The organism is Croceitalea sp. W27 (assembly GCF_055693185.1).
Map to the genome: position 1 here is coordinate 2499801 of NZ_CM146327.1, position 24851 is coordinate 2524651.

General features: G+C 36.9%; 27 protein-coding genes. 8 read left to right on the forward strand and 19 right to left on the reverse strand.

Translation table 11 applies throughout. From position 1 onward, the window contains the following. Positions 1-173 precede the first annotated feature (173 nt). Positions 174-593 carry a hypothetical protein gene (locus ACZ1GR_RS11280; RefSeq protein ID WP_472609073.1) on the reverse strand — a complete coding sequence of 140 codons (420 nt, stop codon included), beginning with the start codon at positions 591-593 and terminating at the stop codon, positions 174-176. Positions 594-604: 11 nt separating this feature from the next. Further along, complete coding sequence (locus ACZ1GR_RS11285; protein ID WP_472609074.1) at positions 605-1132, reverse strand: RNA polymerase sigma factor; 528 nt, start codon at positions 1130-1132, stop codon at positions 605-607. Between the two features lie 142 nt (positions 1133-1274). Between ACZ1GR_RS11285 and ACZ1GR_RS11290 the strand changes: the two genes are divergently transcribed. Then, positions 1275-2249 carry a polyprenyl synthetase family protein gene (locus ACZ1GR_RS11290; protein ID WP_472609075.1) on the forward strand — a complete coding sequence of 325 codons (975 nt, stop codon included), beginning with the start codon at positions 1275-1277 and terminating at the stop codon, positions 2247-2249. Here the strand turns inward: ACZ1GR_RS11290 and ACZ1GR_RS11295 are convergent. From ACZ1GR_RS11295 to ACZ1GR_RS11350, 12 genes are all read right to left on the reverse strand, one after another. Then, positions 2246-3112 carry a hypothetical protein gene (locus tag ACZ1GR_RS11295; protein ID WP_472609076.1) on the reverse strand — a complete coding sequence of 289 codons (867 nt, stop codon included), beginning with the start codon at positions 3110-3112 and terminating at the stop codon, positions 2246-2248. The two genes, ACZ1GR_RS11290 and ACZ1GR_RS11295, sit on opposite strands and share 4 nt — an antisense overlap. A gap of 40 nt (positions 3113-3152) precedes the next feature. Further along, on the reverse strand, positions 3153-4301 hold the full coding sequence (locus ACZ1GR_RS11300) for a lycopene cyclase family protein (protein WP_472609077.1): 1149 nt from the start codon (positions 4299-4301) through the stop codon (positions 3153-3155). Between the two features lie 86 nt (positions 4302-4387). Further along, positions 4388-5107: an alpha/beta fold hydrolase gene (locus tag ACZ1GR_RS11305; protein WP_472609078.1), complete on the reverse strand. Its 720-nt coding sequence runs from the start codon at positions 5105-5107 to the stop codon at positions 4388-4390. Positions 5108-5296: 189 nt separating this feature from the next. Beyond that, positions 5297-5494 carry a hypothetical protein gene (locus ACZ1GR_RS11310; protein WP_472609079.1) on the reverse strand — a complete coding sequence of 66 codons (198 nt, stop codon included), beginning with the start codon at positions 5492-5494 and terminating at the stop codon, positions 5297-5299. 41 nt (positions 5495-5535) lie between these two features. Next, on the reverse strand, positions 5536-6291 hold the full coding sequence (locus ACZ1GR_RS11315) for a DUF6090 family protein (protein ID WP_472609080.1): 756 nt from the start codon (positions 6289-6291) through the stop codon (positions 5536-5538). Positions 6292-6445: 154 nt separating this feature from the next. After that, positions 6446-6781, reverse strand: coding sequence for a hypothetical protein (locus tag ACZ1GR_RS11320; RefSeq protein ID WP_472609081.1), 336 nt, complete (start codon positions 6779-6781; stop codon positions 6446-6448). A gap of 11 nt (positions 6782-6792) precedes the next feature. Next, a complete protein-coding gene (locus ACZ1GR_RS11325) occupies positions 6793-7572 on the reverse strand; it encodes a lysostaphin resistance A-like protein (RefSeq protein ID WP_472609082.1) in 780 nt (259 codons plus the stop codon). A gap of 403 nt (positions 7573-7975) precedes the next feature. Beyond that, a complete protein-coding gene (locus ACZ1GR_RS11330; RefSeq protein ID WP_472609083.1) occupies positions 7976-8533 on the reverse strand; it encodes a YbhB/YbcL family Raf kinase inhibitor-like protein in 558 nt (185 codons plus the stop codon). 95 nt (positions 8534-8628) lie between these two features. Further along, positions 8629-9468: a helix-turn-helix domain-containing protein gene (locus tag ACZ1GR_RS11335; protein ID WP_472609084.1), complete on the reverse strand. Its 840-nt coding sequence runs from the start codon at positions 9466-9468 to the stop codon at positions 8629-8631. A gap of 347 nt (positions 9469-9815) precedes the next feature. After that, positions 9816-10745 (reverse strand): alpha/beta hydrolase, encoded by a 930-nt coding sequence (locus ACZ1GR_RS11340; protein ID WP_472609085.1) that lies wholly within the window; start codon positions 10743-10745, stop codon positions 9816-9818. A 220-nt stretch (positions 10746-10965) separates the two neighbouring features. Beyond that, a complete protein-coding gene (locus ACZ1GR_RS11345; RefSeq protein WP_472609086.1) occupies positions 10966-11820 on the reverse strand; it encodes a CPBP family intramembrane glutamic endopeptidase in 855 nt (284 codons plus the stop codon). A gap of 309 nt (positions 11821-12129) precedes the next feature. Further along, a complete protein-coding gene (locus tag ACZ1GR_RS11350; protein ID WP_472609087.1) occupies positions 12130-14403 on the reverse strand; it encodes a TonB-dependent receptor in 2274 nt (757 codons plus the stop codon). Between the two features lie 168 nt (positions 14404-14571). Here ACZ1GR_RS11350 and ACZ1GR_RS11355 point away from each other — a divergent pair, with 168 nt between their 5' ends. The 3 genes from ACZ1GR_RS11355 to ACZ1GR_RS11365 are packed head-to-tail and all read left to right on the forward strand — an operon-like array spanning position 14572 to position 16583. Next, on the forward strand, positions 14572-15228 hold the full coding sequence (locus ACZ1GR_RS11355; RefSeq protein ID WP_472609088.1) for a metal-dependent transcriptional regulator: 657 nt from the start codon (positions 14572-14574) through the stop codon (positions 15226-15228). Continuing rightward, complete coding sequence (locus ACZ1GR_RS11360) at positions 15228-16049, forward strand: ZIP family metal transporter (RefSeq protein ID WP_472609089.1); 822 nt, start codon at positions 15228-15230, stop codon at positions 16047-16049. The genes ACZ1GR_RS11355 and ACZ1GR_RS11360 overlap by 1 nt, the downstream gene beginning before the upstream one ends. A 24-nt stretch (positions 16050-16073) precedes the next feature. Then, the gene (locus tag ACZ1GR_RS11365; RefSeq protein ID WP_472609090.1) at positions 16074-16583 is read left to right on the forward strand and encodes a hypothetical protein; all 510 of its coding nucleotides are present in this window, start codon (positions 16074-16076) and stop codon (positions 16581-16583) included. Here ACZ1GR_RS11365 and ACZ1GR_RS11370 read toward each other — a convergent pair. The 3 genes from ACZ1GR_RS11370 to ACZ1GR_RS11380 form a co-directional block, all read right to left on the reverse strand. Next, complete coding sequence (locus ACZ1GR_RS11370; protein ID WP_472609091.1) at positions 16572-17048, reverse strand: hypothetical protein; 477 nt, start codon at positions 17046-17048, stop codon at positions 16572-16574. The two genes, ACZ1GR_RS11365 and ACZ1GR_RS11370, sit on opposite strands and share 12 nt — an antisense overlap. A 136-nt stretch (positions 17049-17184) precedes the next feature. Beyond that, a complete protein-coding gene (locus ACZ1GR_RS11375) occupies positions 17185-17943 on the reverse strand; it encodes an SDR family NAD(P)-dependent oxidoreductase (RefSeq protein ID WP_472609092.1) in 759 nt (252 codons plus the stop codon). A gap of 8 nt (positions 17944-17951) precedes the next feature. Then, positions 17952-19505, reverse strand: a complete 1554-nt coding sequence (locus tag ACZ1GR_RS11380) for an NAD(P)/FAD-dependent oxidoreductase (protein WP_472609093.1) — start codon at positions 19503-19505, stop codon at positions 17952-17954. A 92-nt stretch (positions 19506-19597) separates the two neighbouring features. Here ACZ1GR_RS11380 and ACZ1GR_RS11385 point away from each other — a divergent pair, with 92 nt between their 5' ends. The 4 genes from ACZ1GR_RS11385 to ACZ1GR_RS11400 all read left to right on the forward strand — a co-directional run bounded on the left by ACZ1GR_RS11385 (position 19598) and on the right by ACZ1GR_RS11400 (position 23290). Continuing rightward, positions 19598-21646: a S9 family peptidase gene (locus tag ACZ1GR_RS11385; protein WP_472609094.1), complete on the forward strand. Its 2049-nt coding sequence runs from the start codon at positions 19598-19600 to the stop codon at positions 21644-21646. Next, on the forward strand, positions 21630-22055 hold the full coding sequence (locus ACZ1GR_RS11390) for a hypothetical protein (RefSeq protein WP_472609095.1): 426 nt from the start codon (positions 21630-21632) through the stop codon (positions 22053-22055). Before ACZ1GR_RS11385 ends, ACZ1GR_RS11390 begins: the two co-directional genes overlap by 17 nt. 188 nt (positions 22056-22243) lie before the next feature. Beyond that, positions 22244-22651, forward strand: coding sequence for a DUF2141 domain-containing protein (locus ACZ1GR_RS11395; protein WP_472609096.1), 408 nt, complete (start codon positions 22244-22246; stop codon positions 22649-22651). A gap of 126 nt (positions 22652-22777) precedes the next feature. After that, the gene (locus tag ACZ1GR_RS11400; protein ID WP_472609097.1) at positions 22778-23290 is read left to right on the forward strand and encodes a hypothetical protein; all 513 of its coding nucleotides are present in this window, start codon (positions 22778-22780) and stop codon (positions 23288-23290) included. A gap of 52 nt (positions 23291-23342) precedes the next feature. Here the strand turns inward: ACZ1GR_RS11400 and ACZ1GR_RS11405 are convergent, their stop codons facing one another. Beyond that, positions 23343-24053, reverse strand: coding sequence for a DUF4097 family beta strand repeat-containing protein (locus ACZ1GR_RS11405; protein WP_472609098.1), 711 nt, complete (start codon positions 24051-24053; stop codon positions 23343-23345). Between the two features lie 45 nt (positions 24054-24098). Then, positions 24099-24851, reverse strand: a complete 753-nt coding sequence (locus tag ACZ1GR_RS11410; RefSeq protein WP_377768424.1) for a DUF4097 family beta strand repeat-containing protein — start codon at positions 24849-24851, stop codon at positions 24099-24101.

A 24851-nucleotide genomic window follows, 5' to 3' on the forward strand; every position in this document is an offset into this window, starting at 1 on the left:
CATTTTTTTAACATAACCTTAATTTTCTTTCTTTTTATGTTGAATGTCATCATTATGACGATTTTGAATTTCAGAATTGGACCGGAACGTTGATTTTTGGTTTAAACTCCAGAAAAAAGATTTGAATCGATATTTGGCCTGCCTTGAATTAGGGCCTTTTTTATCTTCTACCATTATGATATATTTTCGTTTCGCTTTCGTTCCATATAATCTTGATAGGCTTTTTCGCCCTCTTCTTGCCAAAATGCATCATAATGTTTCCAGTCAGAAAAATCATTCCGCCAGCTGCATTTTTTTTCTTCAAATCTTTTTTTATTGATTTTCTTCTTACCGCCAGGTCCGTCGGAATCACCAAAGCCAAAGCCAAAAATTATTTTGGCCAGCACAATAAGGCCCAATGCTTTCCAGTAGTCTATGGTCGGTAGGGCAAAAAGCTCAGGCATTAGCCAGTTCCATAGCAACATGAAAACGTAATTCATGAGCAGTAAAAATGCTATGGCAAGAACGATGAAAAAGAATATTTTCACCCCTTTGGTTACGTAGTACTCCGCTCTGCTTTTCATGCGTTTTTCTAAATGATTTTTGTAATCCATAATCTTGAATTTTATTTTTTTAGTTCTAGTTCTTTATACAATATTGATAAGGCCCTATGTCTTCGAGACATTAGGGTGCCTTGCGCTATTCCGGTTTCCTCAGAAATCTCCCTATAAGTATACCCTTCAAAATCAACCGCAATGATCATATCGCGATAGGCAGGTGTTAGTTGAAGAATAGCTTTTTTAAGGTTTGCTTTTAAGTTTTCTGAATATTCTTGGTCCATACTTTCATAGAAAACTTCTGCAAAATCAGACCATAGTTGTTCCAAGGTTTTTTCATCATATATGCGCTCTTTTTTGACCCGCATTACATCAATAATCTTATTGCGTATGGCACTATAGACAAAACCCCCAATGTTAGTTATGGGCAGGGCATCTTTTGGTCTCGAAAATATTCTTAAGGCAACATCTTGTATAATATCATCGGCATCACTCTCTGAGGTGTGTTCTATTTTTGAACGCACATACCCTTTGAGTGCATTGTACTCTTCTTTAAAGAAGTTGTTTAGGTTGTTGTTTTCTTTTCGAGAAACCATTTAAGGTTTTTGCTATTGGTCTTCTTTTGTTAAGACGATGATTTTGATTTCTATTGCATTTAAAGGCAATTTTTCTACTCAAATACGACGCTTTTAAGGTCTATTTGTAACAATGCGTGTATTTTTGAGCAAAATTTGAAAGATGCAGCCCATAGAATTCTATAGAGATGAGTTCATAAATTATCTTGAGAAAAAGGTTCAAACAAAAGAACCGCACAACCTATATGAACCTATTGATTATATTTTAGGTCTTGGTGGAAAGCGATTACGACCTGTGCTTGCACTATTGACGACAGAATTATTTGAAGGTGATTATAAAAATGCTTTGGATGCGGCTCTGGCGATTGAGGTGTTTCATAATTTTTCTTTAGTGCATGACGATATCATGGATGACGCCCCTTTACGAAGAGGAAAGGCAACGGTACATGAAAAGTGGGATATTAACACAGGTATTCTTTCGGGCGATGCCATGCTCATTAATTCGTATCAGTATTTTGAAGGATATTCAGATGCCACTTTTAAAGAGTTGGTTCAGCTTTTTAGTAAAACCGCTATTGAGGTCTGTGAAGGCCAACAGTATGATGTAGATTTTGAAACCAGGGATGATGTTACCATACCTGAGTACCTTAAAATGATTGAATACAAAACCGCTGTTTTGGTCGCTGCCGCTATGAAAATGGGTGCAATTATAGCAGGCGGCTCAAAAGAAAACCAGAATTTGGTTTATGAGTTTGGTAGAAACTTGGGAATTGCCTTTCAGTTGCAAGATGATTATTTGGATGCTTTCGGAGATCCAGAAACCTTCGGCAAACAAGTTGGTGGCGATATTATTGAGAATAAGAAGACATTTTTATATTTAAAAGCCTTAGAATTGTCAAGTGCTGCTGAGCGAGAGACCTTATTGCATCTTTATTCGATAGCGCCAAGTGACCCCACAGAAAAAATTGAGGCTATAAAAACTGTTTTTGAACAGAGTGGTTCGGTAAATATGACAAAGAAAGAAATTGAAGGCTATACGCAGCGTGCTTTTGAGTGTTTAAAACAGCTAAATCTGCCAGAAGAACGAAAAGAGATTTTAAAATTTTTTGGCGAGAACTTAATGCAGAGAACGGTTTAGTTATTTTCTATTGTCATCGCAAAATTGTCCACATAAATAGTTAAATCCTCAGCATTCGGATTTGCAGTTGCGCCTACTTGAATTCTTTCATAAACAACAGGTTGCTGTAACTCAAAATCGATATTGTTTTCTGCGAATACATCACGAAATACTTGAGCGTTTGGCATGTTCATTCCATCTTCCGATAAAATTTGGTCTCCATTTAAAAATACCTTGTTCGCACCATCTTCATTAGGTGAGAGAACCAATTCCCATCTAATGGTTACCCACTCTTTTCTTGGAAACTTAAAGGAGGACTGCCTTAGGGTCGTACCTGCAATTTTTCCTCGTTCAATAGCTAAATAATCATCACCGCCAGACAGCATTAGACGAATTCCTGGACACTTGTTATCACCATCTACAGATGGATCCGCATCTACTTCAGGATCCCAACAAGAACAACACTCTAAATCTAAGAGAAAAAGGTTTTCAAGGTTTGCGTCAGAATCAATATAATAATCTGCTTCAATGGTCACTTTACTATTTGTTGCTGCACTGAACCCTCCTTTTTCTATATCGGCCTTGGATAAAATCTCATCTGATTGCTTTGATTGAATAACGAGTGACTGATTTCCGTCACTTACTATATTTGAAGATAAACCTAAACTATTTGTGTTACGGTTTGGACTTATCAACTGCACCGTCGTCCATCGCGAATTATCGTTTGGAAATAGCAGTGAAAAGTCGTTAGAACTTGTCTCAAAACTATCTTCAAAAACAAAATTGGCGTTAGTTTCTAGGTTTTCCTCTTCATCGATTCTTTCTGCGTCATTTGAACATGAAAAAACAAGAAAGACTAATGGTACAAAAAATAAATTTTTCATAAGAACCAGCTTGTTAGTATAAAACGAGTATCAAGTCGCCTTAGTATCTAAGCAACCGTTTAAACAAAGCCTTTACAAAGGGTGATTTTGGGCATGCCCAAATGATTTGAAGTTCTTCCCAAAAGGTAGTTTCCTCATCCAAGAACTTTAATATCAATTGTGGTTTTCTTTTTTTGAACATGGCCTCAAAAATAGAACCTCCTAAATGGTTGTCACTTTGCAGAATATCGAGTAGCAATAGGTCGTAATACCAAAAACGTGTTTTTTTTGAGAAATCGGATAAAGATTTACCCGATTTTAAGTAAGCGACCAACTCTTTTACTTTTTTGGTAGAATTGTAGAAGGTATAGCCAGTGCTGGGCTTGGCCCAACCACCGGCAATACCGATATTTAAAATATTTTCAGAATTGCCCTTGGAAAAGTCAAAACAGGTCATCGGTATATTGCCTTGTTCGACCTCGGTAATGGTATATTCAGCTACGGCCAGTTTATCTTTTAAATACGATTTTATCGCATTTTCATATTCCTCTTTTTCTAAAGTGTTTTCTGAAAAAAGCGTGTATTCTACCAAGGCCTGGGTTTCCGAAAAAGGCAAAACATACATGAAACGGGTATTTTCTTTTTGGGGAATGGAAAAATCCATAAAGGTAGCTTGCTCAGTATTGAATACAGGCTTCTCCGTTTTTATAAACCAACCCAAAAAGTGCTGTTGCAGTACTGGATATTTGGTTTGATTTAAAAGTTTTTTGTAATCAAAAATACTATTAAATACTTTTTTTGCGATATATGAAGAACCTTCGGTTTTCACCTGCACCTCAGCTTCTCTATCTACTATGGCACTAACGCTTTCTTGGATAAAAGTAACATTGGCATAGCTCTTTACCTTTTCAAGATATTGATCATAAAAATCAATACCTCTAAGCATTTTGTATTGATACGGATCTATTGAAGTGGCCAGTTCGAGCTCATTACCTGCAAAATAAATTTCTGGCCATGTTTTATGAAGAATAGCATCAAATTCACCAGGCCCGTTTTCCCAAAAGCACCAAGTGCGGTCATTACTATTTTTAATATCCTTGTCAAGAATTAAAATGCTTTTGTTAGAGAAGAAATCGTCACGCCCCAGGGCATCTGCTAATAGCAATCCGGAAGCGCCTGCACCGATGATGATATAATCGTAGTTGGGCATTTGCCAAAAATACACAATACTGCCCTTTGATTTAAGGCTTTCTTTGGTAGCTTTAGGTTATTTCTTATTGCTACTTATTTAAAAGGTCATAAGTAGATTTCAGTTTTATTTAGGTAATTGTTTATGATTTCTACCAACTGTTTTGGTTTGCCGAGCATTGGTAAATGTCCGCTATTTAATTCGACTACTTCTTTACAGTTTAGATTTTCAATCATTTTGTTTTGCATGTTTTGCGAAACGGATTTATCATTTGAAAGTTTTATAAATAGGGTGTTTTTTGGTAATGAACCGTAGTGAATCTTGGTGGTATAAAGTTTTATTGACTCTGGCGAAAACCTTTCAATAACTTCTTTTGATTGTGAAATTTCTAAATCATTACACAATTCTTCTTTAATGACTTTTTGCGGAGGTTTTGTGCCAAACAGTTTCAATATAATAGGTAAAATAAATTTCTGAGGCATTGGAAAGCAACTTGTAAATGACTTTCCATTTTTTGGCAGTATAGCGCTTATAGCAATAAAGCTAAGTACTCTTTCTTTATAGTGGTCACTTATTTTAAGACCTATACAACCTCCTATAGAATGGGCAACAATTATGAATCGGTCTGCCGCCAAATTGTCAATTTGCTCGATGGCAGCATTAAGGTAATCTACAAATAGAAGTTTGGCATTGGCTTTGTCTCCAACTTCTCGATTTGGAAAGCTTATCGGAAGAATAGGCTCTTTGAAGTGTTTCATGGTTTCGCTCCAAATATAATTACCTAGTCCGGCTCCATGAATCAATACAATTCCAATGTTTTCTTTCATCGCATTTATTCTTTTTGTCTATGACCATATATGCTGGCAGTAAAGCTATACAGCAAAATTCCGTTAAAATCTCAGTTTGGTTTGAAGATAAGAATTTTTGTTCTGGTAGTCTTGAGGTAAAGACTTTGAGTCGGATTTCTAGTTGTTCAAAGACTTGTCTTATCTCTTTTTCCGAAGAGAAGCTTTGTACTATATACAACTTTTCGTTTTGACTGTCTTAGCCAATCCAATGGTTGTTGTAAACAGAATATCGTTGAAAGTTGGCAAAACAGTGCTAGTGCTTATACGGCCTATTTTGTTAGAGAAGAAATCATCACGCCCCATGGTATCTGCTAAAAGCAATCCGGGTGCACCTGCACCGATAATGATATAATCGTAGTTGGGCATTGGTTAAAAATACAAATTAAAAAACCAAAAATGTATTATGGCTAGCTTTGGATCTCTATCTCATTTTCTAAGTCTTTTATCAATTCTTGATATTCGGAGCTTAGGTTTATTCCTTTTAGTATTACATCATCCATTTTACTAAGAAGTAAAATATACATGTTTTTAATTTTGAACGATGTAAAGGCTTTATTGTAAAGCGTTTTGTCTCTCTCTTCTTCTAGGTATGTTCTCTCTCTGAGTCCGGCTAACACAGTTGGGTCAATTTCATAATTGTTAATGTAATACTCCTCTAAATGTTCTTTGGTGTACGCTGTAATTTCATCTTCACTTTCTTGATAGTCTTTTACAATATCATACAATTTTGATATTCTATTCTTTAGGGGTTCATTAGCTACCAATTCTATTTTGCCTGAATTTATCATCGAATTATAAATTCCTGTCGAGGGATCAAAGGTGTGGTTTCTAACATTAATCTTAATCAACGAATCTAAATGTGTGTTGGGGAGGTTTGAAACATCAGTAAAAATAACATCTTGCAGGCTTCTGTTTCTTAATATTTGGGCATTAAAAATAGTGTCAAACTCTATACTATTAATTTTAATAGCCTTGTGCAAACTCTTTAGGGTTTTTACTTGCTCTTCTTTTAGTTGCTTTTTTTGGTTCCAGTTGTCAATTTGTAAAGCAATCAAAATTCCGATGACCACCAATATAATTTCACCAATGGCGTAAATTAGATAGCTGCTGAATTTGTTTTCAGTGAGCAATCGTCTTCTTATTTTTCTAAAGAATTTTATCATTGGGTATTGAATGTTTTTAATTAATGGGAACTATTTTGGTTACGGAGTGTTACGCTGGTATAATTAATACAATTTTTTAAAGGGTAGTCTAGACAACTTTAAAGATAGGTTTTAAGTTGGGGTTTGGTTCAAGAAATTTATGTGAAATTAATTTTTATCCATTTTCGTATTCCGTTCGAGTAGGGGGAAAGACTATTTTAATTCGTCGTATGATTTCCGAGCGATTTTGAGCCCATTTAGGGTAATCAGTCCATTCATCTTTACTTTTAAAGTAAATGACATGATTTGTTTTGCCAAGTAGTAATTCTCCGTCAATTTCAATGGACTTCCATTCTCCGTCAACTTTTTGCTCATAGCTAATAGCGTCCCTACCTTTTTTGGACACCTTCCAATTTTTTGGTTCTTTTTTACCCTTTTCGGTCCGCCTTTTTAATACAAGAAGCGCAATAATGGCAAAAGTCAAAATGATAATAAAAATAAACATGTTCATAAGTTAAATGATTAACTCTTTTGAAATGATAGGCTTTTTTTGTTAATGGTAAGTTTTAACCCTTTTCTTTTTTTGTAAAGTACTGTCAATACAATTACCAATGCAATAGTTAGCAATCGAAATACATTTGCATAAATACCACCAAGTGCATTATCACTAACCGAAAATAGTTCCCAAGCCAAATTCATTAGCATGTGCAAAAATATAGGAATCCAAATATTAAAATTCCACTCCGCAAAAGCCCAGGCAAAGAAGATACCACCTAAAAAGGTAACCAAAAATATACCCAATAACTCATCTAGTTCAGTACTTTGGTATAAATGTAGAGATCCGAAGTAAAGTGCTCCGAAAATTACCGAAAGTAAAAATCCGAGCTTTGTTTTTCTAAATGGCAACCCAAATAAAAAGCCTCTAAAATAGAGTTCTTCAAAAAAGCCTGCAGAAACTACTCCGATTAAAATTGTGTTTATGGAGATATCCGAGTTGAATTCAAAAATGAAGCTAAAGCCCACATACATCGGCAAGGTACATGCCAGTGCAAATAGAAGTCCTTTCATTATTGACTTGTCAATACCCAAATTTCGAAAAAAGTCCGTTCTTTTCCCAATCAGTAAAGTGACAGAAAATAAAGGAATTCCGGTTATCAAATAGGTTAATATGTGACTGATTCCGAGTTGATTTGTGCGGTCAAAGAGCCATTTTCTGATGTCTTTGAAAAAAATAGCATCAAAAGCAAAATATGCCCCAAATGATATGATTATAATCAGTAGGGCTTTGGTTGATTTATTCATTTTAATTTTGTATTTCAGTTCTACTTAGATAGATGAAATTTTTGAATAAAAGGTTGCCTGAAGGTCCACTTAGATGATTAATAAAACCCTAGCATTATACCGATGAAGCTTGCAAAACAAACTTGACATGGTTCGCCAAGTAGTCCGCGCAAGCGGACGTATCCTTGTTGCGTTTTGTTGTTGGGCTTAAAATTAGACCTACCACCGAGCGCAGCGACCGATGAACACCCTTAAAATAAAAGTAACAGTGAATGAATTGCGGTTTAGCGTACTGATATGTTTTGTTGATAGGCTAGCGGCGATTTTGGCAATCGGTCTCTTATTACAATATACTTGTTTAAATGAAAACGGTTCGAGTTTGCACCCGAACCGCTATTGCTTTTATATCTTGTTAGAGACAGTTTTATTTCTTACTTCTTTGATAATAAGTAACAATACTCGCCTTAGCCAATGTATTGTTCCATAAGTAATAACCAACTACTGCAGGGTTTGTACTTTCATTAAGACCAAGTTTATCTGTTTTAAGAGCGTAAACTGTGATTATATATTGGTGTAAACCGTGTCCTTCAGGAGGGCAAGGACCTCCATAACCAGTTGCTCCATAATCTGTAATACTCTGAATAACGCCTTCAGGTGTTAAGTTTAGTTTTGTATTTCCAGCTCCAGATACTAATTCGTTAGTGCTTACTGGAATATCAAACACTACCCAATGCCACCATCCACTCCCAGTTGGTGCGTCTGGGTCATACATGGTTACTGCAAAACTTTTAGTCCCTTCAGGTGCATTTTTCCATGATAATTGAGGAGACTGATTTTCGCCAGTACAACCAAAGCCATTGAACTCCTCATTAATTGTAGCTTGTCCTCCTAAGTCATTACTCGACAAAGTAAATGTGTTTTGTCCGAAAACAGAACTTGAAAAAGCAATTAACACTGTTAAGATTTGAAATGATTTTATCATAATATTTGTTTTTAATTATTAATTTATGATACAAATCTAGGCAGCAATTCAGGTGTTGGGTTAATCAGAAAAGTTCAAAAAGTATTGATAAAAGCTCAATTTGATTGATACTGTTTTGGAGTGACCCCGAATTTCGTTTTAAAGGCTTGAATAAAATTAGATAAGTTTTCATATCCAATTTCTTCAAAAATATCTGAAGGTCTTTTTGATTCGTTTTTTAATAGAAAAGCTGAATGTTCTAGTCTTTTATCTTGAAACCACTTACTAGGTGAACTGTCGAAATTTTTCTCAAACTCTCTCTTAAAAGTAGATACACTCATATTGGATAGAAAAGAAAGCTCTTTTATGGTGAGTTTATTGAGTCTGTTGCTTTCTACTGTTTGAATGAACTTTTGATTTTGATTATCACTATTGTTAATTAAGGAATAAACAAAATCTAGCCCATTTATGTCTATCAGGTAAAGCAATATTTCCTCAAGTTTTGTTTTCAAAATTTTATCTTGAATCGACTTAGAAAGTTTGGATATATCTAAAAGACTTTCAACAAATCTTTTGATAAATGAATCATACTTGAACGAATACGTTGAGTACAGTTTTTTAGAATTAGAGGTCTCTAATTTGAATTTGCGTAAAAATTTAAAAACTTCTTCGTTCGAAAAGAAAAATAGAACACTGCGATAATGTTCTGAATCATTAGAGAGCTTCTCTGTCATTAAACAATGACCAGATTTCATTAATAGAAATTGAGAATTATCAATCGCATAGGCAGAATTGTCGAAAAACACTTCTTTCGTTCCTTCTTGAAGAAAACTGAACGTATTTTTATTTAATAAGATTTGTTGTTTCGATATTTCGGTGATGCTTTCATAATCATAAACCACAACAGACTTAGAAGAACTCAAGTTTAATTCGTCTGGTAATGTAATCGTTTTCATTGGGTTCTCTAATTGTCTCTAACGCCGGGTTATGTATGACAGCTGCGTAAGCAGTGCGTGGGTTGCAGCGTTGGGAGCTAATTTTAAAGAAATATAGCAAAATACATTCAACAATGTTATGTGAGTTGGTCTTTCTTATGTGCAACTAACAGTGCTGGCCAATTAGTTGGCACTAGCCGAAGTATGCCAATATTCTTTTGCGTCTACCCATTTTTCTAGGGATATCGGATATAAAATTTATCAGATTTCCGAGCGAAGACAAGACTATTTAATAATAGAAATAATTAAAACGTGAATAATTCGATAGTATAGGTAGGTCTAAGTAATAAGCAATGTTGGTATACGTTTTACTTTTTGTATATGAACCTCAATCCGTTTGTAAACCCAACCCCAAAAATGGTTCTATGAGTTTCATTTTCTACAACTTCTGATTCAATACTTAGCTTCGGTATATGTTTTTCTTTTAGTAACTGAACAAATTCTTCTTGATAATCCTTTATTCTTAAATCTAATTCACCAGAAGCCATGTAGAGCTTTGTTTTTCTGCCAAAAGTTAAATTCTTTTGTGAGACTTGATTCACCAATAGTTTATCCTTAAACCATAAAGATGGCCCCAGCAGTAGATATCTATTGAAAAGTTGCGACTTTTCTAATAGCGCATAAGAGCCATAAAGTCCTCCATAGGAGTGCCCATAGATTGCTCTGTCCTCTTTTTTTATCCTATAGTTTTTTTCGATGAACGGAAAAAGTTCAAATTCTAAAAAATCACTAAATTTTGGGGCACCTCCGGTTGGATCAACAGATTTGTTTCCCATTCTCAAATCGGAATCTTCAACTGGTGTCAAATCTCTACTTCGAAGTTTATAGAAGTTTTTATAATCGGTATCATAAGCTATACCTACCACTAAAATTTCAGGGATTAGTTTGTCTTTAATAAGCCTTTGAACAATATAGCTAATACCTCCAAAATTAGTTTCGGCATCAATTACATATAAAACAGGATACTTTTTTTCTTTGTTTAGAAAGTAATTTTTGGGGTATGAAATTTTGATTTGATACTGCTGATGATTGAATTTTGAAGTTATTTGTTGAACATCAGTATTAGCTAAGGTAACAAGTGTATTCTCTTCAATTTTTTTACGAACAGTACTTTGGTCTTCAAGCTTAGTTATCTTGTCTTTAAGTATTTGGTTTTCTGATTTCAGTTTATCTATTTGTGAATTCTGACCTTGACAAGCGGTTAGTAATACTAATATTAATATGTAGTGAATCTTCATTTTCAAAAATATGTTAACGGGCCAGATGGGTATTGCGAGTAGTGTCTCAAAGTATTTGAGCTGGCTACTAGAGCAATTAGACGCTATTCGTCCATACCCGTTTAATATGTCCAGTTCGTGCAGTGTGCTGTTTCGTCTGAGTTTTATTTGGTGGTGGATTTTAAAGTTAGCCAAATTTTGGCAATGTGACACATAAATTAGTTAGGTGCTGTGTTTTCAGTTACAGTTTTTCTTTAATCGCTTTTCTCCAGAAGTAAATTCCAAAAAAACAAGTCACGATTGCAAACATAATTCCGTTTTCGCCTAGCCAATGTTCCGTTCCTTCATTTTTAATTGTTAATTCAGGTAGTATTTTTTGAATGTATACATTGCTTACTGCGTGAAAAATTACTGCGGGCCATAGACTTTTGGATTTGAATGTGTAGTAAGTCATAATAAATGACATTGAGACAATGACAACATAAAATGTTGTCAATTCCAAGATTACATTTTCACCATAATATACAATTAATGGCCAATGCCAAGATGCCCAAATAATTCCGCTAAAAATGGAGACGCCAGTAAAGGAAAGAACTTTTCTTAATTCATAAATGAAAAAACCTCGCCATCCAATCTCTTCCCCTAAAGTTGTTGCTGCAGCTCGTATTACTTCAATAGTTCCTAATAAGATAATAGCCATGATTGCAATTGATACAGGGGTTAAGGTTCCTATTCCAATTAAACCAAGATCTTTTCCCCAATCTGTAATCGCTTCGCCATTTGTCAAACTTCCAACGCCAAAAACCCAGATTAGTATATAAGTTATTAGGCCATATAAAGCTGGAATGAAATAAGATAATCGAATATATTTCCATTTTCCCCAATTCCAATTTAGAGAGGAAATAGAGCGTCCTTTTATTTTTAATGTAATTATTGTAGCGATGGCAGGACTCCACATTAAACCCCCTACATATATTCGTGATGGGTATAAATTAACTATTGCATAATGGAAAAGTGAACTTATAATGGTAACAATAGCTAGAAAAATATAAATTGTTTTCCAAGTTTCTTTTCGTTCCTTTAAATTTTCATGCATTAGATCTTTCTGATTGGTTGGTTAATGGAAGACGAAGAGTTAGCGAATTTGTTACATTGTGCCTAACGACCAAGCGGGTATTGAGAGTAGCGTCTCAAAGTATTTGAGCTAGCTACGTAAGCAATTAGACCCTATTCGTACATATCCGTTGGATATGTCCAGTTCCGACAGCGTATTTTCTTGTCTGAGGTTTATTGGCTTAAGTTAGGGAATTTTATGGACGAATAGCAGTCGTACTGCCTGGCCGATGATGGCAAGGTAAGCCCAAGGAGTATTTCTAAAATACAAAGCCCCTTAGACTCTTTGTAATTAAAATATAGTATAACGCATCCCTAAAAATGCACGAATACCTTGGTTGGGCCCATAAACGTAACTCGGGTCAAAAGTGAGCGCAAAAGGGTTGTCGGTCGTGGCGACCACGTCTCCTTGATCATTAAACTGAACGTTCTGGTCAAAAGGGTCATTGGCCCTGGCTATAATGAACGGATTGTTGCGGTTGGGTGTCCAGTTTAGTAAGTTCTTTATGCCACCATAAAACTCAAAATTACTAATGCCTTTGTAGGTAAATTGAATGTTCTGAATACTCCAAGTAGGCGAAAATTCGCTTCTTGGGTCTAAATCGCTGATTAAGGGCAAGCGCATGGGGCCATATAAATTACCGGTATAGTCAATACTTAAATCTATAGCGCGAAGGTTGTATGAAACATTCCAAGTTCCGGTAAAGCGTTCGGTCAGTATTTGTTGGGTAGTAATTCCGTTTTCGGTTTGGCTCACATCTTGGTAAGTGGCACCAAGCAAAAATCGCAAACCATTTGGGAATACCGTTTCCAAATTTGCAGAAAGCCCTTTAGAAACTGATTTTCCGCTTAAATTATCATAGATGATCTGGTTAGGATTGGTGTCATAATCAGGTAAAATTTGATTGGAAAAACGGGTGTAAAAGGCCGAAGCATCAATACTGACAAAGGTGCCGTTATCCGCGTATATTTTTTTAAGATAGTTGAGGTTGAGGTTGATAGAACGTTCAGGGTTTAGGGCTTCGGTAATTACCACATCTCGTGCCCCGGTAAGTGCCGCATGGTCTTCGGTAAAGAGGTTTACGACTCTAAAACCGGTTCCAAAATTCACCCTAAAAATATCGTTGTCAGAGAATTTAAAACGGTAGGCCGCCCTTGGTGTAAAAATATTGCCATGGCGACTATCATAATCGTATCGAAGTCCGGCAAGTAACGCGTGCCTTTTGTTGAATTTAAATTCGTCTTGCACAAAAAGACTGGGTATTACAATTTCATCAGCTTGGTTTCCTCGTAAATCTTGCGTAGCTGCAGTATCGTCATCATAATAATTATAACGCAGGGCGCTACCGAACAACAGATCATGTTTGCCGATAGCTTTATCCCAAGTTAATTGGCCAAAACCTATTCGCTGGTCGGCGAAGTAGGGCAGGTCCCCATAAACCGAATTTTGGTTATGGTCATTGTATGAAAAAGAAAGCATTACTTTTTCATCAAGGGGTAGCTGGTATTGCCCCAAAACCTCCCATCGTCTTGTATAAATACTCTCACCATAAACTTCATCACCTCCCCTAAATTCTGGGATCCATTGCAATTCACCGCCCCAGCGGTCTTCATAAAAAAAACGACCGGCAAGAGAAAATAAACGCGATTTCGTACGTTTAAAATTCCATTTTTGAAAGATAGAAATACGGTCTTGTAAAGTAAGGTCGGTAAAATTATCGCCATTATTATCGATAAGTTGGTCGTACTTAAAGTAATTGACCCCAAGTAGCATTGCCGTTTTTTTACCTAATTCAACTTTGGCACCAACATCGAGATTATATTCGCCCCAGCCGGTTACAAAGGCATCGGCGAAAAACTCAGGAGCTTCTAAAGTATTTTTTGTGATAATGTTAATGAGCCCGCCAACGGCTTCGCTACCATACAGGGTAGAAGCTGGTCCTTTTACAATCTCTATTTGGTCTATTAAAGAATTGGGTATGCCCGAGAGACCGTATACCGTGCCCAAACCACTAACTATGGGCATACCATCAATTAAAACAAGGGTATAGGGCCCTTCCAATCCGTTGATATGAATATCACCTGTGTTACAAACATTACAGTTAATTTGTGGCCGCACCCCGTTCACATTCTGTAAGGCTTCAAAAATACTTGGGGTCGGGTTCTTTTTTAAAAAATTAGGGGAATATACTTCTACCGGCACGGCACTTTCTAATCTTTTGACGGCTTTAAGGGTACCCGTAACCACCATTTCGTCCAAGGCTTCGGCAGATGGCTCAAGTTCGATATTAAGGCTAATGCTAGCATCTTTTTCAATTACAAAAGGCCTTCTTTTGGTTTCATAACCTATGGCAGATATGAGTAGCACATAATTACCTGAAGCCAGGTCGGTAATGCTGTAAATACCATTCTCATCGGTAGCTGTGCCGTTTTTAGTTTCTTTTAAATAGACATTGGCAAAAGGTACTCCTATTCCATCTGAAGTCACCACACCTTTTAGGGTAGCATTTTGCGCCCATCCGAAAAAAGAGAATAAAATACTAAAAATAAATAGGCTACGATTCAATTTATATATATTGAAATAAAAATTTAGACAAATCTAAAAATTTGTTTTTACAAATAAAAATGTATTTTTGACAAAGGCTAATAAACAGGCTTTTAAAAAGTCACCTCGAGCGCAGTCGAGAGGTCTTTTTTAGTTTTCGACTGCGCTCAAACCGACAAATACCTTTTTTTGACACGGGCAGAAGAAAATTATATCAAGACCATTTTTCATTTAGGGGGAAACCGCTCGCAATTGATATCTACAAACGCGATTGCCGAACAAATGCAGACCAAACCCTCTTCGGTAACCGATATGGCCAAGAAACTGGCCGAAAAGAACCTACTGAATTATATTCGCTATCAGGGCGTTTCTCTAACCGATCTAGGTATAAAGACGGCACTCGCTATTATTAGAAAACACCGCCTTTGGGAGGTTTTTTTGGTCAAAAAGTTAGATTTCACCTGGGATGAGGTGCACGAGGTGGCCGAACAGCTAGAGCACATCAAAAGTGAAAAATTGATCGATAAAATTGACGAGTTACTTGATTTTCCGAAGTACGACCCCCATGGAGACCCTATTCCCAGTAAAAATGGCGATTTTCAAGAGCGGGATAAACAATTGTTGAGCGAACTTAAAATTGGTACTCAAGGTATTTGTGTAGGTGTTAAAGACACATCGGCAACCTTTTTAAAGTTTTTGGACAAGAATAATATTGCTTTAGGTGATGAAATCAGAGTTTTAGAAAAAGAGGCTTTTGATGATTCGCTTAAAATTCAAATTGCTGAAAAGCAGCTTCAAATTTCAAATCAAATTGCTACCAACCTTTACGTTAAAGTTGATATCTAATGGAACAAGTAATCGATTATTTTGAATCTATAAACCCAATTTTAGCAGCATTTTATGCCACGCTTTTTACATGGGGCCTAACTGCCGCCGGAGCAGGACTAGTTTTTTTGTTTAAAAACCCTAAACGGTCCGTTATGGACGGTATGCTTGGGTTTACGGGCGGTGTAATGGTGGCCGCTAGTTTTTGGAGCCTTTTAGCACCAGGTATTGAAATGAGCCCGGGCGAAGGATTTGTAAAAGTAATTCCGGCTGCGGTCGGATTTTTACTTGGTGCACTATTTCTGTTCGGATTGGATAAAATATTACCTCATTTACACATCAATTTTAAAGAGAGCGAAGCGGAAGGTATGAAAACGCCATGGCACAGAACCACCCTGTTGACCTTGGCAATTACATTACACAATATACCCGAAGGCTTGGCAGTTGGTGTTCTTTTTGGCGGGGTAGCGGCAGGTTTTGATGGGGCTACGATTGGCGGTGCGGTTGCACTTGCTTTAGGTATAGGGTTGCAAAATTTCCCCGAAGGGTTCGCGGTAGCGATGCCTTTGCGCAGACAGGGATTATCTAGAAGAAAAAGTTTTATGTACGGGCAGGCTTCTGCCATAGTTGAACCAATTGCGGCCGTTATTGGGGCTTGGGCGGTAATTACCTTTGAACCTATTTTACCATATGCACTAGCCTTTGCCGCTGGGGCGATGATTTTTGTGGTGGTAGAAGAGGTAATACCGGAAACACAACAAGATAAGCATTCGGATATTGCCGTTATGGGCTTTATTGGGGGCTTTATAGTAATGATGACTTTGGATGTTGGGCTAGGGTAGTCGCGGATAATTAAGTAAAGAAATATGAAAAAGTATATGCTTTTTGGCTTCTTGTGTTTTTCCTTGTTTAGCTTTTCACAAGCTGAAGTTGAAGCTATTCAAAATGAAATTGATAACGAAGTTTGGAAGCCTTTTCAAAATGCATTCGAAACTTTAGACGGCGAAGTGTTAAATGCTACCTATGCAGCGGAAGTGTTACGTGCAACCCCTAACGGAATCGATACGGATAACACTTTTAAAGTGGCTAACCTAAAGCGCTTTGAGCAGAACAAAAAAGATGGGGTTTCCATTGAATTGGATTTTTGGTTCGATAGCCGAAGAACCAACGAACATACTTCTTATGAGGTGGGCTTTTATAGAATAGCGTTTACTGATAGAAATAATGTAACGAACTACAGCTATGGGCAGTTTCATATTGTGCTAAAGAAGGTGAATGGTGCTTGGAAGATTACCCAAGATTGGGATACCGATATTATTAATGGCAAGAAAATTTCTTCAAAAGATTTTGAAAAGCATAAACCATTAGAGTTTTAATTCTTCCAAAAGCAATCCATAATCGTATTGTAAATCTTCATGTAGTAAAGTAATCTTCTTGGCAATAAAAACCAATTGCCTATCATATAGATTGATAAGTGTTGTATTTCTTTTAATGGAAGGATTGAAATTTTTTAACCGCTCACAGAAATAGAGCAGTAAGGCGACTTCAGTTTCTTTATTTCCAGAATATCGAATATATTTTTTAAGGGTCCTTAGAATCTTACGGACGCTTTTTTTAATATAGAAATAACTGTTGGTATTGATGAGTTCGAACTGTTCGTCAATTTCAGCTTTTACGGTTTCAATATAGCCTTCTTCACTATCGGATTCAAATAAAAGGTAGGTCAGGAGCTCCTTGTTTTCTTTTTTGAATCGCGCCAAACGTAAACATAATTGCAAAAGTTCATCGGTATCTCGATGTTGCAATTCTTTTTTCAGTTGCGATACGGTTGCTGCTTTCATAAAGGCAAAATACGTCACTTCGAGTGAAATTCTGCAAGAATTTTGTATCGAGAAGTATTTTAAAGGGTTTTAACTTTCTTGTTTTCAAAAATCAAATTAGTAGTTTGATACTCAAACCGTTTAAATAAGCTGCTTTTCAACTTCTTAAATAAGAAGCACCATTAACATCAATAATGGTCCCTGAGGAATAGGCGGCCCCCTCGGAAGCCAAAAAGAGCACGGCATGGGCAACTTCTTTAGGTTGTGCCATACGTTTAAAGGGAGATTCGCGCAACAGATTTTCTCTTTCTGCCGGGGTAAGGGTAACTGCGGCCATCTCGGTCTCTGTAAAGCCAGGGGCAACAACACCAATATAAATTTTATGTGGAGCCAAAGCTTTGGCCAATGATTGGCTCATGGCATTCAGAGCGGCCTTGCTTGCCCCATAAGCTGGCTTTGTTGGTTCACCACGAAATGCTCCACGGGAAGAAATATTTACAATGTTGCCCCCACCAGTTTTCATCATGGCTTTTGCGCCCCAATAGCACATATTTGATACTGCAAAAAGATTGGTTTTAAAAGTGTCTTCCCATGCATTTGTCCAATGGTCAAAATCTACTTCGTCAATATCATGAAAAATAGAAATTCCGGCATTGTTCACCAAAACATCTATTCTCTCGTAATGCGCAACAAAATCTTTTATAAGGGCTTCCGTATCTTCTTTTTTAGAGACATCGTATTGGAAAAGACGATGTTCTTCACCAGATAATTCAGCTAGTGTTTTTTCTGCTTCTTCAGTATTACTTTTATAGTTAATTCCAACGCTTGCTCCTTTTTCCGCAAAGGCCAATGCAGTGGCTTTGCCAATACCTCGAGAACCTCCGGTTATAAGTACGTTTCTGTTTTTAAAATCCATAATATAATTTATAAGCCTATGATTGCAGCTTCTGCGCAGCGTTCACCGTCCATAGCGGCAGATACTATTCCTCCGGCATAACCCCCTCCTTCGCCACATGGAAAGAGACCTTTGATTTCCGGATGTTCCAATTTTTCATTTCTAGGTATGGTAATGGGCGATGAGGTTCTAGATTCGACTCCTATGATGTTTGCTTCTTCTGTGTAATAGCCTTTCATTTTTTTACCAAATTGCGCAAAGCCTTTTCGTAAACGCCCACCGATCAGTTTAGGAAATAAAGAATGCAAGGGCGCCGAATTTAAACCCGGTTGATATGAAGTGGGGTTCAAATCTTGCGAAGTTTTCCCCTCTACAAAATCGGTCAGTCGTTGCGCAGGGGCTGTTTGTGATCTTCCTCCGGCGGTAAATGCTAATCGCTCTAAGTTTTTTTGATATTCCAGTCCTTTTAAAACACCATACTTTTCATAGATGGGTAAATCTTCATCCACGTTAATTTCAACTACGATACCTGAATTGGCATAAAGATTATTTCGCTTTGAAGGTGACATTCCATTTACAACAACCTCGCCATTCGCTGTTGCTGCCGGGACTATAAATCCTCCCGGACACATACAAAAAGAGTATACCCCACGATTATTAACCTGCTGAACCAAGCTGTAAGCCGCTGCTGGTAAAAGTTCGTTGCGTTCCCCATTACAATGATACTGAATAGAATCTATAATATGCTGCGGATGCTCAACGCGAACACCCATAGCAAAAGACTTCGCTTTGAGAGCAATGTCTTTTTTATGCAATAGCTCAAAAATATCGCGGGCAGAATGACCCGTTGCTAAAATTACACGTTGTGTTTCTAATTCTTTCTCATTGTTTATAACAATGGAGTTGATGGCATTATCACATAGGTTAAAATCGGTCACTTTGGTATTAAAGTGCACTTCGCCACCGCATTTTATGATGGTCTCTCTAATATTCTGTACAATTTTGGGCAGCTTGTTGGTACCGATGTGGGGGTGGGCATCTATCAAAATTTCTTCGGTTGCACCATGAAAAACCAAACTCTCAAAAACACGGCGAACATCACCGCGCTTTAAGCTACGGGTATACAATTTACCATCGGAATAAGTACCTGCCCCACCTTCGCCGAAGCAGTAGTTGCTATCAGAATTTACCACATGGTCTTGATTAATTGCTTTAAGGTCTCGGCGTCGTTCTCTAACATCTTTTCCTCGCTCTAAAACGATAGGTTTATAGCCTAGTTCTAAACAGCGCAGTGCTGCCCACATACCAGCTGGGCCAAAACCGATAATGTGAATTGGTTTTGCTTGGGAAACATCTTTATAATCGAAATGGTGGGTTGTTTCTTTCGGTGCAGGTTCGTTAATATAAACCTCTAGCTTGTAATTAAAATAGATAGTTGGCTTACGGGCATCAATGGACTTTCGTTGTACTTTAAATTCAAAGTCATCTTCCGAAATTCCTAAATACTTTGCCGTCCTAGCTTTTAATCCACCTAGTTGTCCTTCTTCTTTTAAACTGACTCGTAATTGGATGTTTCTGACCATTGGGTAAAATTAACAAGAATTAAATCATAGTTACGTATTTTGGTTAGAACGGTGCTTTCCGCTACCTTTAAATAGTTCAAAAAAATAGACCAATGCGCAGATTTCTAATACTTTTTTTATTAGGCTTTTCAATTCAATTGACTCAAGCTCAAAAAACGAATTTTTCGTACTTAGATGTTTTTAATTTGCAATATGTGTCTGACCCCCAAATTTCACCCAATGGAGATTGGGTAGTATATCGCCGAATGGGTTTTGATATCATGAAAGATAGAGCCTGGGGTAATCTTTGGATGCTAAAAACCGACGGTACCCAGCATCAAAAACTTACTTCGAGAGAAGTTTCGGAAAGTAACCCTTCGTGGTCACCGTCGGGGGATAGAATTGCGTTTAGCAGCAGTACGGATGAAGGTTCAGAAATTTACGTCTATTGGGTAACTTCTGGTAAAATCGCAAAGATTTCGCAATTGCCTTTTTCACCCAGTTCTTTAACCTGGTCACCCGATGGAGAGCAGTTGGCATTTTCAATGAACGTGCCGCAATCGGCACCCGTGCTGGCAAAAATGCCCAGAAAGCCAAAGGGGGCAAAATGGGCGGAAGCACCAAGAATTACAGATAGGGTGTATCATGAGGCAGATGGTCGTGGTTACATAAAACCCGGATTTAATCATATTTTTACGATACCTGCCAATGGCGGTGCCCCACGGCAGATTACTTCAGGAGATTGGCATAATAGAGGCACACTTTCATGGTCAAAAGATGCGACTGCAATTTATTTTTCGGCAAATAGGATAGAAGACTGGGAGTACCGTTTTAGAAATAGTGAGATTTATTCGGTCAATTTGAAAAATGGTGATATCAACGCGTTGACCGATAGAAACGGGCCAGATTATGAGCCCCAATTATCACCAGATGGAAAATATATTGCCTACTTGGGTTATGAAGATGAGGTGCAAGCGTATCAAATACGTAAGGTACACATTATGAATATGGATGGTAGCGATAAAAAGGTAATTTCTAAAGCCTTGGATCGCTCTATTTCAGACATAAAATGGGACAGTAACAGTGAAGGACTTTATTTTAATTACGATGATAAAGGCAATGGAAAAATAGGGCATGTTTCTCTTTTTGGAAAAGTAACCAAACTAGCGGATAATAGAGGTGGAACTACCTTAGGACGACCATATGGGAGCGGCTCATATAGCATATCAAAAAATGGAACAATTGCATATACACATTCACGGCCAGATTATCCCGCAGAGTTGGCTATCCTAAAAGCAAAGCAAAAAACACCAATAAAGATTACGAAACTCAACAAAGCCTTGTTCGATTATAGGACCTTAGGCAGGGTAGAAGAAGTTTGGTATAAATCGTCTTTCGATGGTCGTGATATACAAGGTTGGGTGGTATATCCGCCCAATTATGATGCGACTAAAAAATACCCATTTATGGTAGAAAATCATGGCGGCCCTATTCTAAATTATGGTGATCGCTTTTCGATTGAAATGCAGCTATATGCCTCTGAGGGCTATATAGTTTTTTATCCCAATGCACGCGGAAGCACAAGTTATGGGGAAGAATTTGGTAACCTCTTATTCAATAATTACCCTGGTCAAGACTATGACGATACCATGGATGGTGTGGACCATTGCATAAAAATGGGGATAGCACATGAGGATCAATTGTTTGTTACAGGTGGCAGCGCTGGTGGTATTATGTCTGCTTGGATGATAGGGAAAAACAACCGTTTTGAAGCCGCTGTGGTTGCAAAGCCTGTAATGAACTGGATAAGTAAAACCCTGGTGGCCGATAATTATTTCGGCTATGCAAACTCCCGTTACCCTGGGCAACCGTGGGAAAATTTCGAAGGATATTGGAAATTTTCTCCGCTTTCTCTCGTTGGCAATATAGAGACCCCAACTATGGTTATGGTAGGTATGAACGATTTAAGAACGCCACCAAGCGAAGCCAAACAATTGTACCACGCTTTAAAGCTTAGAAAAATTGAAACCGTTTTAGTTGAAATACCAGGGGCTAGTCATGGTATTGCAAGCAGGCCTAGTAATCTTATTACCAAAATTGCGCATACGGTAGCCTGGTTCGATACGTATAGAAAGAACAAAGAGAATGAAAAAGAAGAATAAAAACTGGTTTTGGAACATCGTTATCGTACTCACACTAATAGTTTGTGTTTTAGCCTTTGTTTTGCACTATAAAAATTGGTCTAAATTCGAAGATGGCCACTTTCAGGTGGTTTCGGGCATATACAAACAAAGAATATTACTTTCCGATATTGACAGTATTGGTTTTGTAGAAAAATTACCCGAAATGGAACGTAGTAATGGCTTTTCGTGGCTAGCAAAAGAAAAGGGTGTATTTAAAGACTCTTTAACCGAATCTAAAGCATATGTTTTTGTCGATGATTTGCGACAGCAAAAAATAAGGATAGTCCATCACGATTCTTTAAAACTGTTTCTTAACTTTTCTGATAGTGTAGAAACTGACCAAGTGTATACAAGATTAAAAGAAGTGTTGAAAAATGGCAGTGAATAGATGGCCAAGGGAAGACGATATAAAGTATCTAAAATGGTTATTTTTCTTTTTGTTCATCGTCTTATTTATAGCCTTCATGATAAAGCAATAAGAATTATCGTAAAGTTGAAAAATCTAAAATTACTATTTAAGCGTATACTTTTTAGTAGAAAATTAAGTTTAGCATAGTTGTTGTAAGTTAACTAGGTATGAAAAAGTTATTCTTTCTGTTTTTGTTGCTTCCCGTGCTAGCCTTGTCACAGAACCAGATTTCAGTAGATGTTCATGAGGTGCCTTCTTCTAAAGGAAAAATCAGTGTTGCCGTTTATAATACCAAAGAAGGGTTTTTAAAGTTTGACAAAGTTTTTAAATGCGATAGTATTTTAGCCCAAAAAGGAATCACCCATATCTCGATAAAAGACTTGCCAGAAGGCGAGTATGCCTTGGCTATTTTTCATGATGAGAACGGTAATGATAAATTAGATACCAATTGGTTGGGTATTCCTAAAGAAAAAGTGGCCTTCTCTAAGGCTAAAATGAAGACTTTTGGTCCCCCCGCATTTAAAGAGTGTGCTTTTAGAGTTGACAAAGACACTCAAATCGCTATTTCCTTCTAAAGATTTTTTCAACCACTCCATTCTTTATAAAAAGTTAAAATACAGGTTATTAGAAATAATCGCTAGAATTTTTCGTTTCAACATTAGGACACTTACAGAACCATTTTCGCCAAAATCAAAACCAAGATGAAAATTAAACTGTTTTTACTGTGTCTTTTCACTTCCTGTTTTACTTTAACATCTCAAGAGACTGTAGATATTGACGGTCGCCTTCAACCCTTACTGAATGATTTTTTTCAATACTGTGATACCTATGGTATTGAATATCATGAGAAATTATTTCAACTAAAAAATATTGATATTACGAATAACCTGCCGGTTGAAGAGGGAAATACTGTTATGGGTATGGTTACTAGAGATAAAAATGGCGCAATAGAAAATATACTGATCAATTGGGTCGCTTTAGTAGACCCAGAAATAACCAAAGTAGTGGCCTTTCATGAGTTTGCGCACCACTTCTTAGACTATAAACACACCTGCCCTGATTGTGATGAGATTATGGCAGTGAACAATTCGAGCTATTTTAATGTTGTTCGAGATTGGGATAGTCAGGTTAAAAAACTTTTTGTTACCTCACCAGTATATATAGCTAAACAGGCAAAAGTATCCTTTGTGGAACCTCAAGATTCAGAATACTAAAAAAGGCCTACTTTTAAAGCACGCCTTTTAATTTACTTTGGAAATCTATTCGTTATCTTAAATACATATTGCCATTTATAGTATTTAGTTTCAATCTGTTTTTAGCGCCGGAATCTTCGCTCCAAACCTTTCGACCAACATGTTTATCTTGACTCACTATGTCTAACGCTTCGTTGGCATAAATATCTCCATGTATCGTTTCTGCGACAAAACAGGTGTTCGTTATCTTTAAATCAATTTCACCGTTAATAGTGCTTAAATTTAATGCCCCAGTGTACTTTTTAATATCAATGTTACCATTGATGAGATCTGCGGTAAAATTGCCTTCAATCAGGTCTGATTTTAAGTCTCCATTAATACTACTAATTTTAAATGTAGCATTCTTAGGTACATACAGGGTGTATTTAAATTCGGTTAAATCGCCAGTATTATAGCAGTTTCTCTTTTTGCTAGGATTTTTTTCCAAACAGTCTTTGCGATATGCCTTAAAAACCCCTTCTGCCTCTGAGGTGAAGGCAATGATATCATTGTTTTCTTCAACGTTTAATCGATAAAAATCTTGAAACTGAGAATCTTCGGTATAGATACTTGCTTTAAAATATACCGTGGTTTTGTCCCAAGTTTTTACATCAATATTCTCAGCGAACTTCACATCTAAATAAATAGATTGATTTTCATATGGGATGTTTTTCTCAATTATTTTTTGAGCAAAGACGGTTGTAACAGATAATAGGCCATATACTAAAAATGATAATGTTTTCATGATTGTTCGTTTTTTGATTGATATTTTGATCATGCTAAGCATGGGTTATTCTTTTCTTAGATAAATGGTGCCGTTGGTAGATTTTAATTTGATGTTTACACCGCCACCATTGATTGCTCCCTTTACATTTTTACCAGAGACAGATTTTAGCCCGTCTTTATCGGGTCTTTTTAAGTCGAAATTGGTGTAGATGTCCCCATTCCATGAACTTAGTTCTAAATCTGCCGAGGTGCTCTCTGGTAGCGTTACATCTATTTCGCCATTAGTAGTGCGAATTACAATAGGTGCATCTTGGCTAACTTTATCAAACCCTACCTGTATGCCTTGGTTTAAAGAATACGCCGTTACCGGGCCTGAAAGGTTTTTCATTTTTAATCCGCCATTTAGATTGGCATTGGCTTCTACCTCACCGGAAAAACCTTCAATATAGATATCTCCGTTCCACGAATTGGTAACAGAAAGATTTTGGGTTTTGGGCAGAAAGATTTCGGCTCTTTCAGACCTTCTAAGATTTTTAACTAACATAGTATTACCATCTTGTACTACATAAAAACCTACATCGGTGTTGTCTGTGCCTCCAGCGCCTACTAATTTTAATCCCTTGGCTTTTTCAGACCTTTTTTTCATTCCAGAAACTTTGATTAAGAGTTCCTTCTTGTCGTGTGTCTTAACGCTTACTCCAGATTTTGTTTCAATTTTAACCCATTCTACTCCACTCAAAGATTTGGTGTAGTCTGTTTGTGCATTCGCACTTAGTACAAATAAGCACGTAAATAAAATAGTAGTGATTAATTTCAT

Excerpts from the sequence above, each read along its gene's own strand:
- ACZ1GR_RS11310 (WP_472609079.1), bottom strand. The coding sequence starts at position 5,494 with ATGCCCAACTACGATTATATCATTATCGGTGCAGGTGCACCCGGATTG.
- ACZ1GR_RS11405 (WP_472609098.1), bottom strand. The coding sequence starts at position 24,053 with ATGAAAACATTATCATTTTTAGTATATGGCCTATTATCTGTTACAACC.
- ACZ1GR_RS11385 (WP_472609094.1), top strand. The coding sequence starts at position 19,598 with ATGCGCAGATTTCTAATACTTTTTTTATTAGGCTTTTCAATTCAATTG.
- ACZ1GR_RS11360 (WP_472609089.1), top strand. The coding sequence starts at position 15,228 with ATGGAACAAGTAATCGATTATTTTGAATCTATAAACCCAATTTTAGCA.
- ACZ1GR_RS11335 (WP_472609084.1), bottom strand. The coding sequence starts at position 9,468 with ATGAAAACGATTACATTACCAGACGAATTAAACTTGAGTTCTTCTAAG.
- ACZ1GR_RS11330 (WP_472609083.1), bottom strand. The coding sequence starts at position 8,533 with ATGATAAAATCATTTCAAATCTTAACAGTGTTAATTGCTTTTTCAAGT.
- ACZ1GR_RS11410 (WP_377768424.1), bottom strand. The coding sequence starts at position 24,851 with ATGAAATTAATCACTACTATTTTATTTACGTGCTTATTTGTACTAAGT.
- ACZ1GR_RS11380 (WP_472609093.1), bottom strand. The coding sequence starts at position 19,505 with ATGGTCAGAAACATCCAATTACGAGTCAGTTTAAAAGAAGAAGGACAA.
- ACZ1GR_RS11375 (WP_472609092.1), bottom strand. The coding sequence starts at position 17,943 with ATGGATTTTAAAAACAGAAACGTACTTATAACCGGAGGTTCTCGAGGT.
- ACZ1GR_RS11315 (WP_472609080.1), bottom strand. The coding sequence starts at position 6,291 with ATGATAAAATTCTTTAGAAAAATAAGAAGACGATTGCTCACTGAAAAC.
- ACZ1GR_RS11395 (WP_472609096.1), top strand. The coding sequence starts at position 22,244 with ATGAAAAAGTTATTCTTTCTGTTTTTGTTGCTTCCCGTGCTAGCCTTG.
- ACZ1GR_RS11400 (WP_472609097.1), top strand. The coding sequence starts at position 22,778 with ATGAAAATTAAACTGTTTTTACTGTGTCTTTTCACTTCCTGTTTTACT.
- ACZ1GR_RS11300 (WP_472609077.1), bottom strand. The coding sequence starts at position 4,301 with ATGCCCAACTACGATTATATCATCATCGGTGCAGGCGCTTCCGGATTG.
- ACZ1GR_RS11320 (WP_472609081.1), bottom strand. The coding sequence starts at position 6,781 with ATGAACATGTTTATTTTTATTATCATTTTGACTTTTGCCATTATTGCG.
- ACZ1GR_RS11295 (WP_472609076.1), bottom strand. The coding sequence starts at position 3,112 with ATGAAAAATTTATTTTTTGTACCATTAGTCTTTCTTGTTTTTTCATGT.
- ACZ1GR_RS11280 (WP_472609073.1), bottom strand. The coding sequence starts at position 593 with ATGGATTACAAAAATCATTTAGAAAAACGCATGAAAAGCAGAGCGGAG.
- ACZ1GR_RS11325 (WP_472609082.1), bottom strand. The coding sequence starts at position 7,572 with ATGAATAAATCAACCAAAGCCCTACTGATTATAATCATATCATTTGGG.
- ACZ1GR_RS11285 (WP_472609074.1), bottom strand. The coding sequence starts at position 1,132 with ATGGTTTCTCGAAAAGAAAACAACAACCTAAACAACTTCTTTAAAGAA.
- ACZ1GR_RS11290 (WP_472609075.1), top strand. The coding sequence starts at position 1,275 with ATGCAGCCCATAGAATTCTATAGAGATGAGTTCATAAATTATCTTGAG.
- ACZ1GR_RS11305 (WP_472609078.1), bottom strand. The coding sequence starts at position 5,107 with ATGAAAGAAAACATTGGAATTGTATTGATTCATGGAGCCGGACTAGGT.
- ACZ1GR_RS11365 (WP_472609090.1), top strand. The coding sequence starts at position 16,074 with ATGAAAAAGTATATGCTTTTTGGCTTCTTGTGTTTTTCCTTGTTTAGC.
- ACZ1GR_RS11340 (WP_472609085.1), bottom strand. The coding sequence starts at position 10,745 with ATGAAGATTCACTACATATTAATATTAGTATTACTAACCGCTTGTCAA.
- ACZ1GR_RS11345 (WP_472609086.1), bottom strand. The coding sequence starts at position 11,820 with ATGCATGAAAATTTAAAGGAACGAAAAGAAACTTGGAAAACAATTTAT.
- ACZ1GR_RS11390 (WP_472609095.1), top strand. The coding sequence starts at position 21,630 with ATGAAAAAGAAGAATAAAAACTGGTTTTGGAACATCGTTATCGTACTC.
- ACZ1GR_RS11370 (WP_472609091.1), bottom strand. The coding sequence starts at position 17,048 with ATGAAAGCAGCAACCGTATCGCAACTGAAAAAAGAATTGCAACATCGA.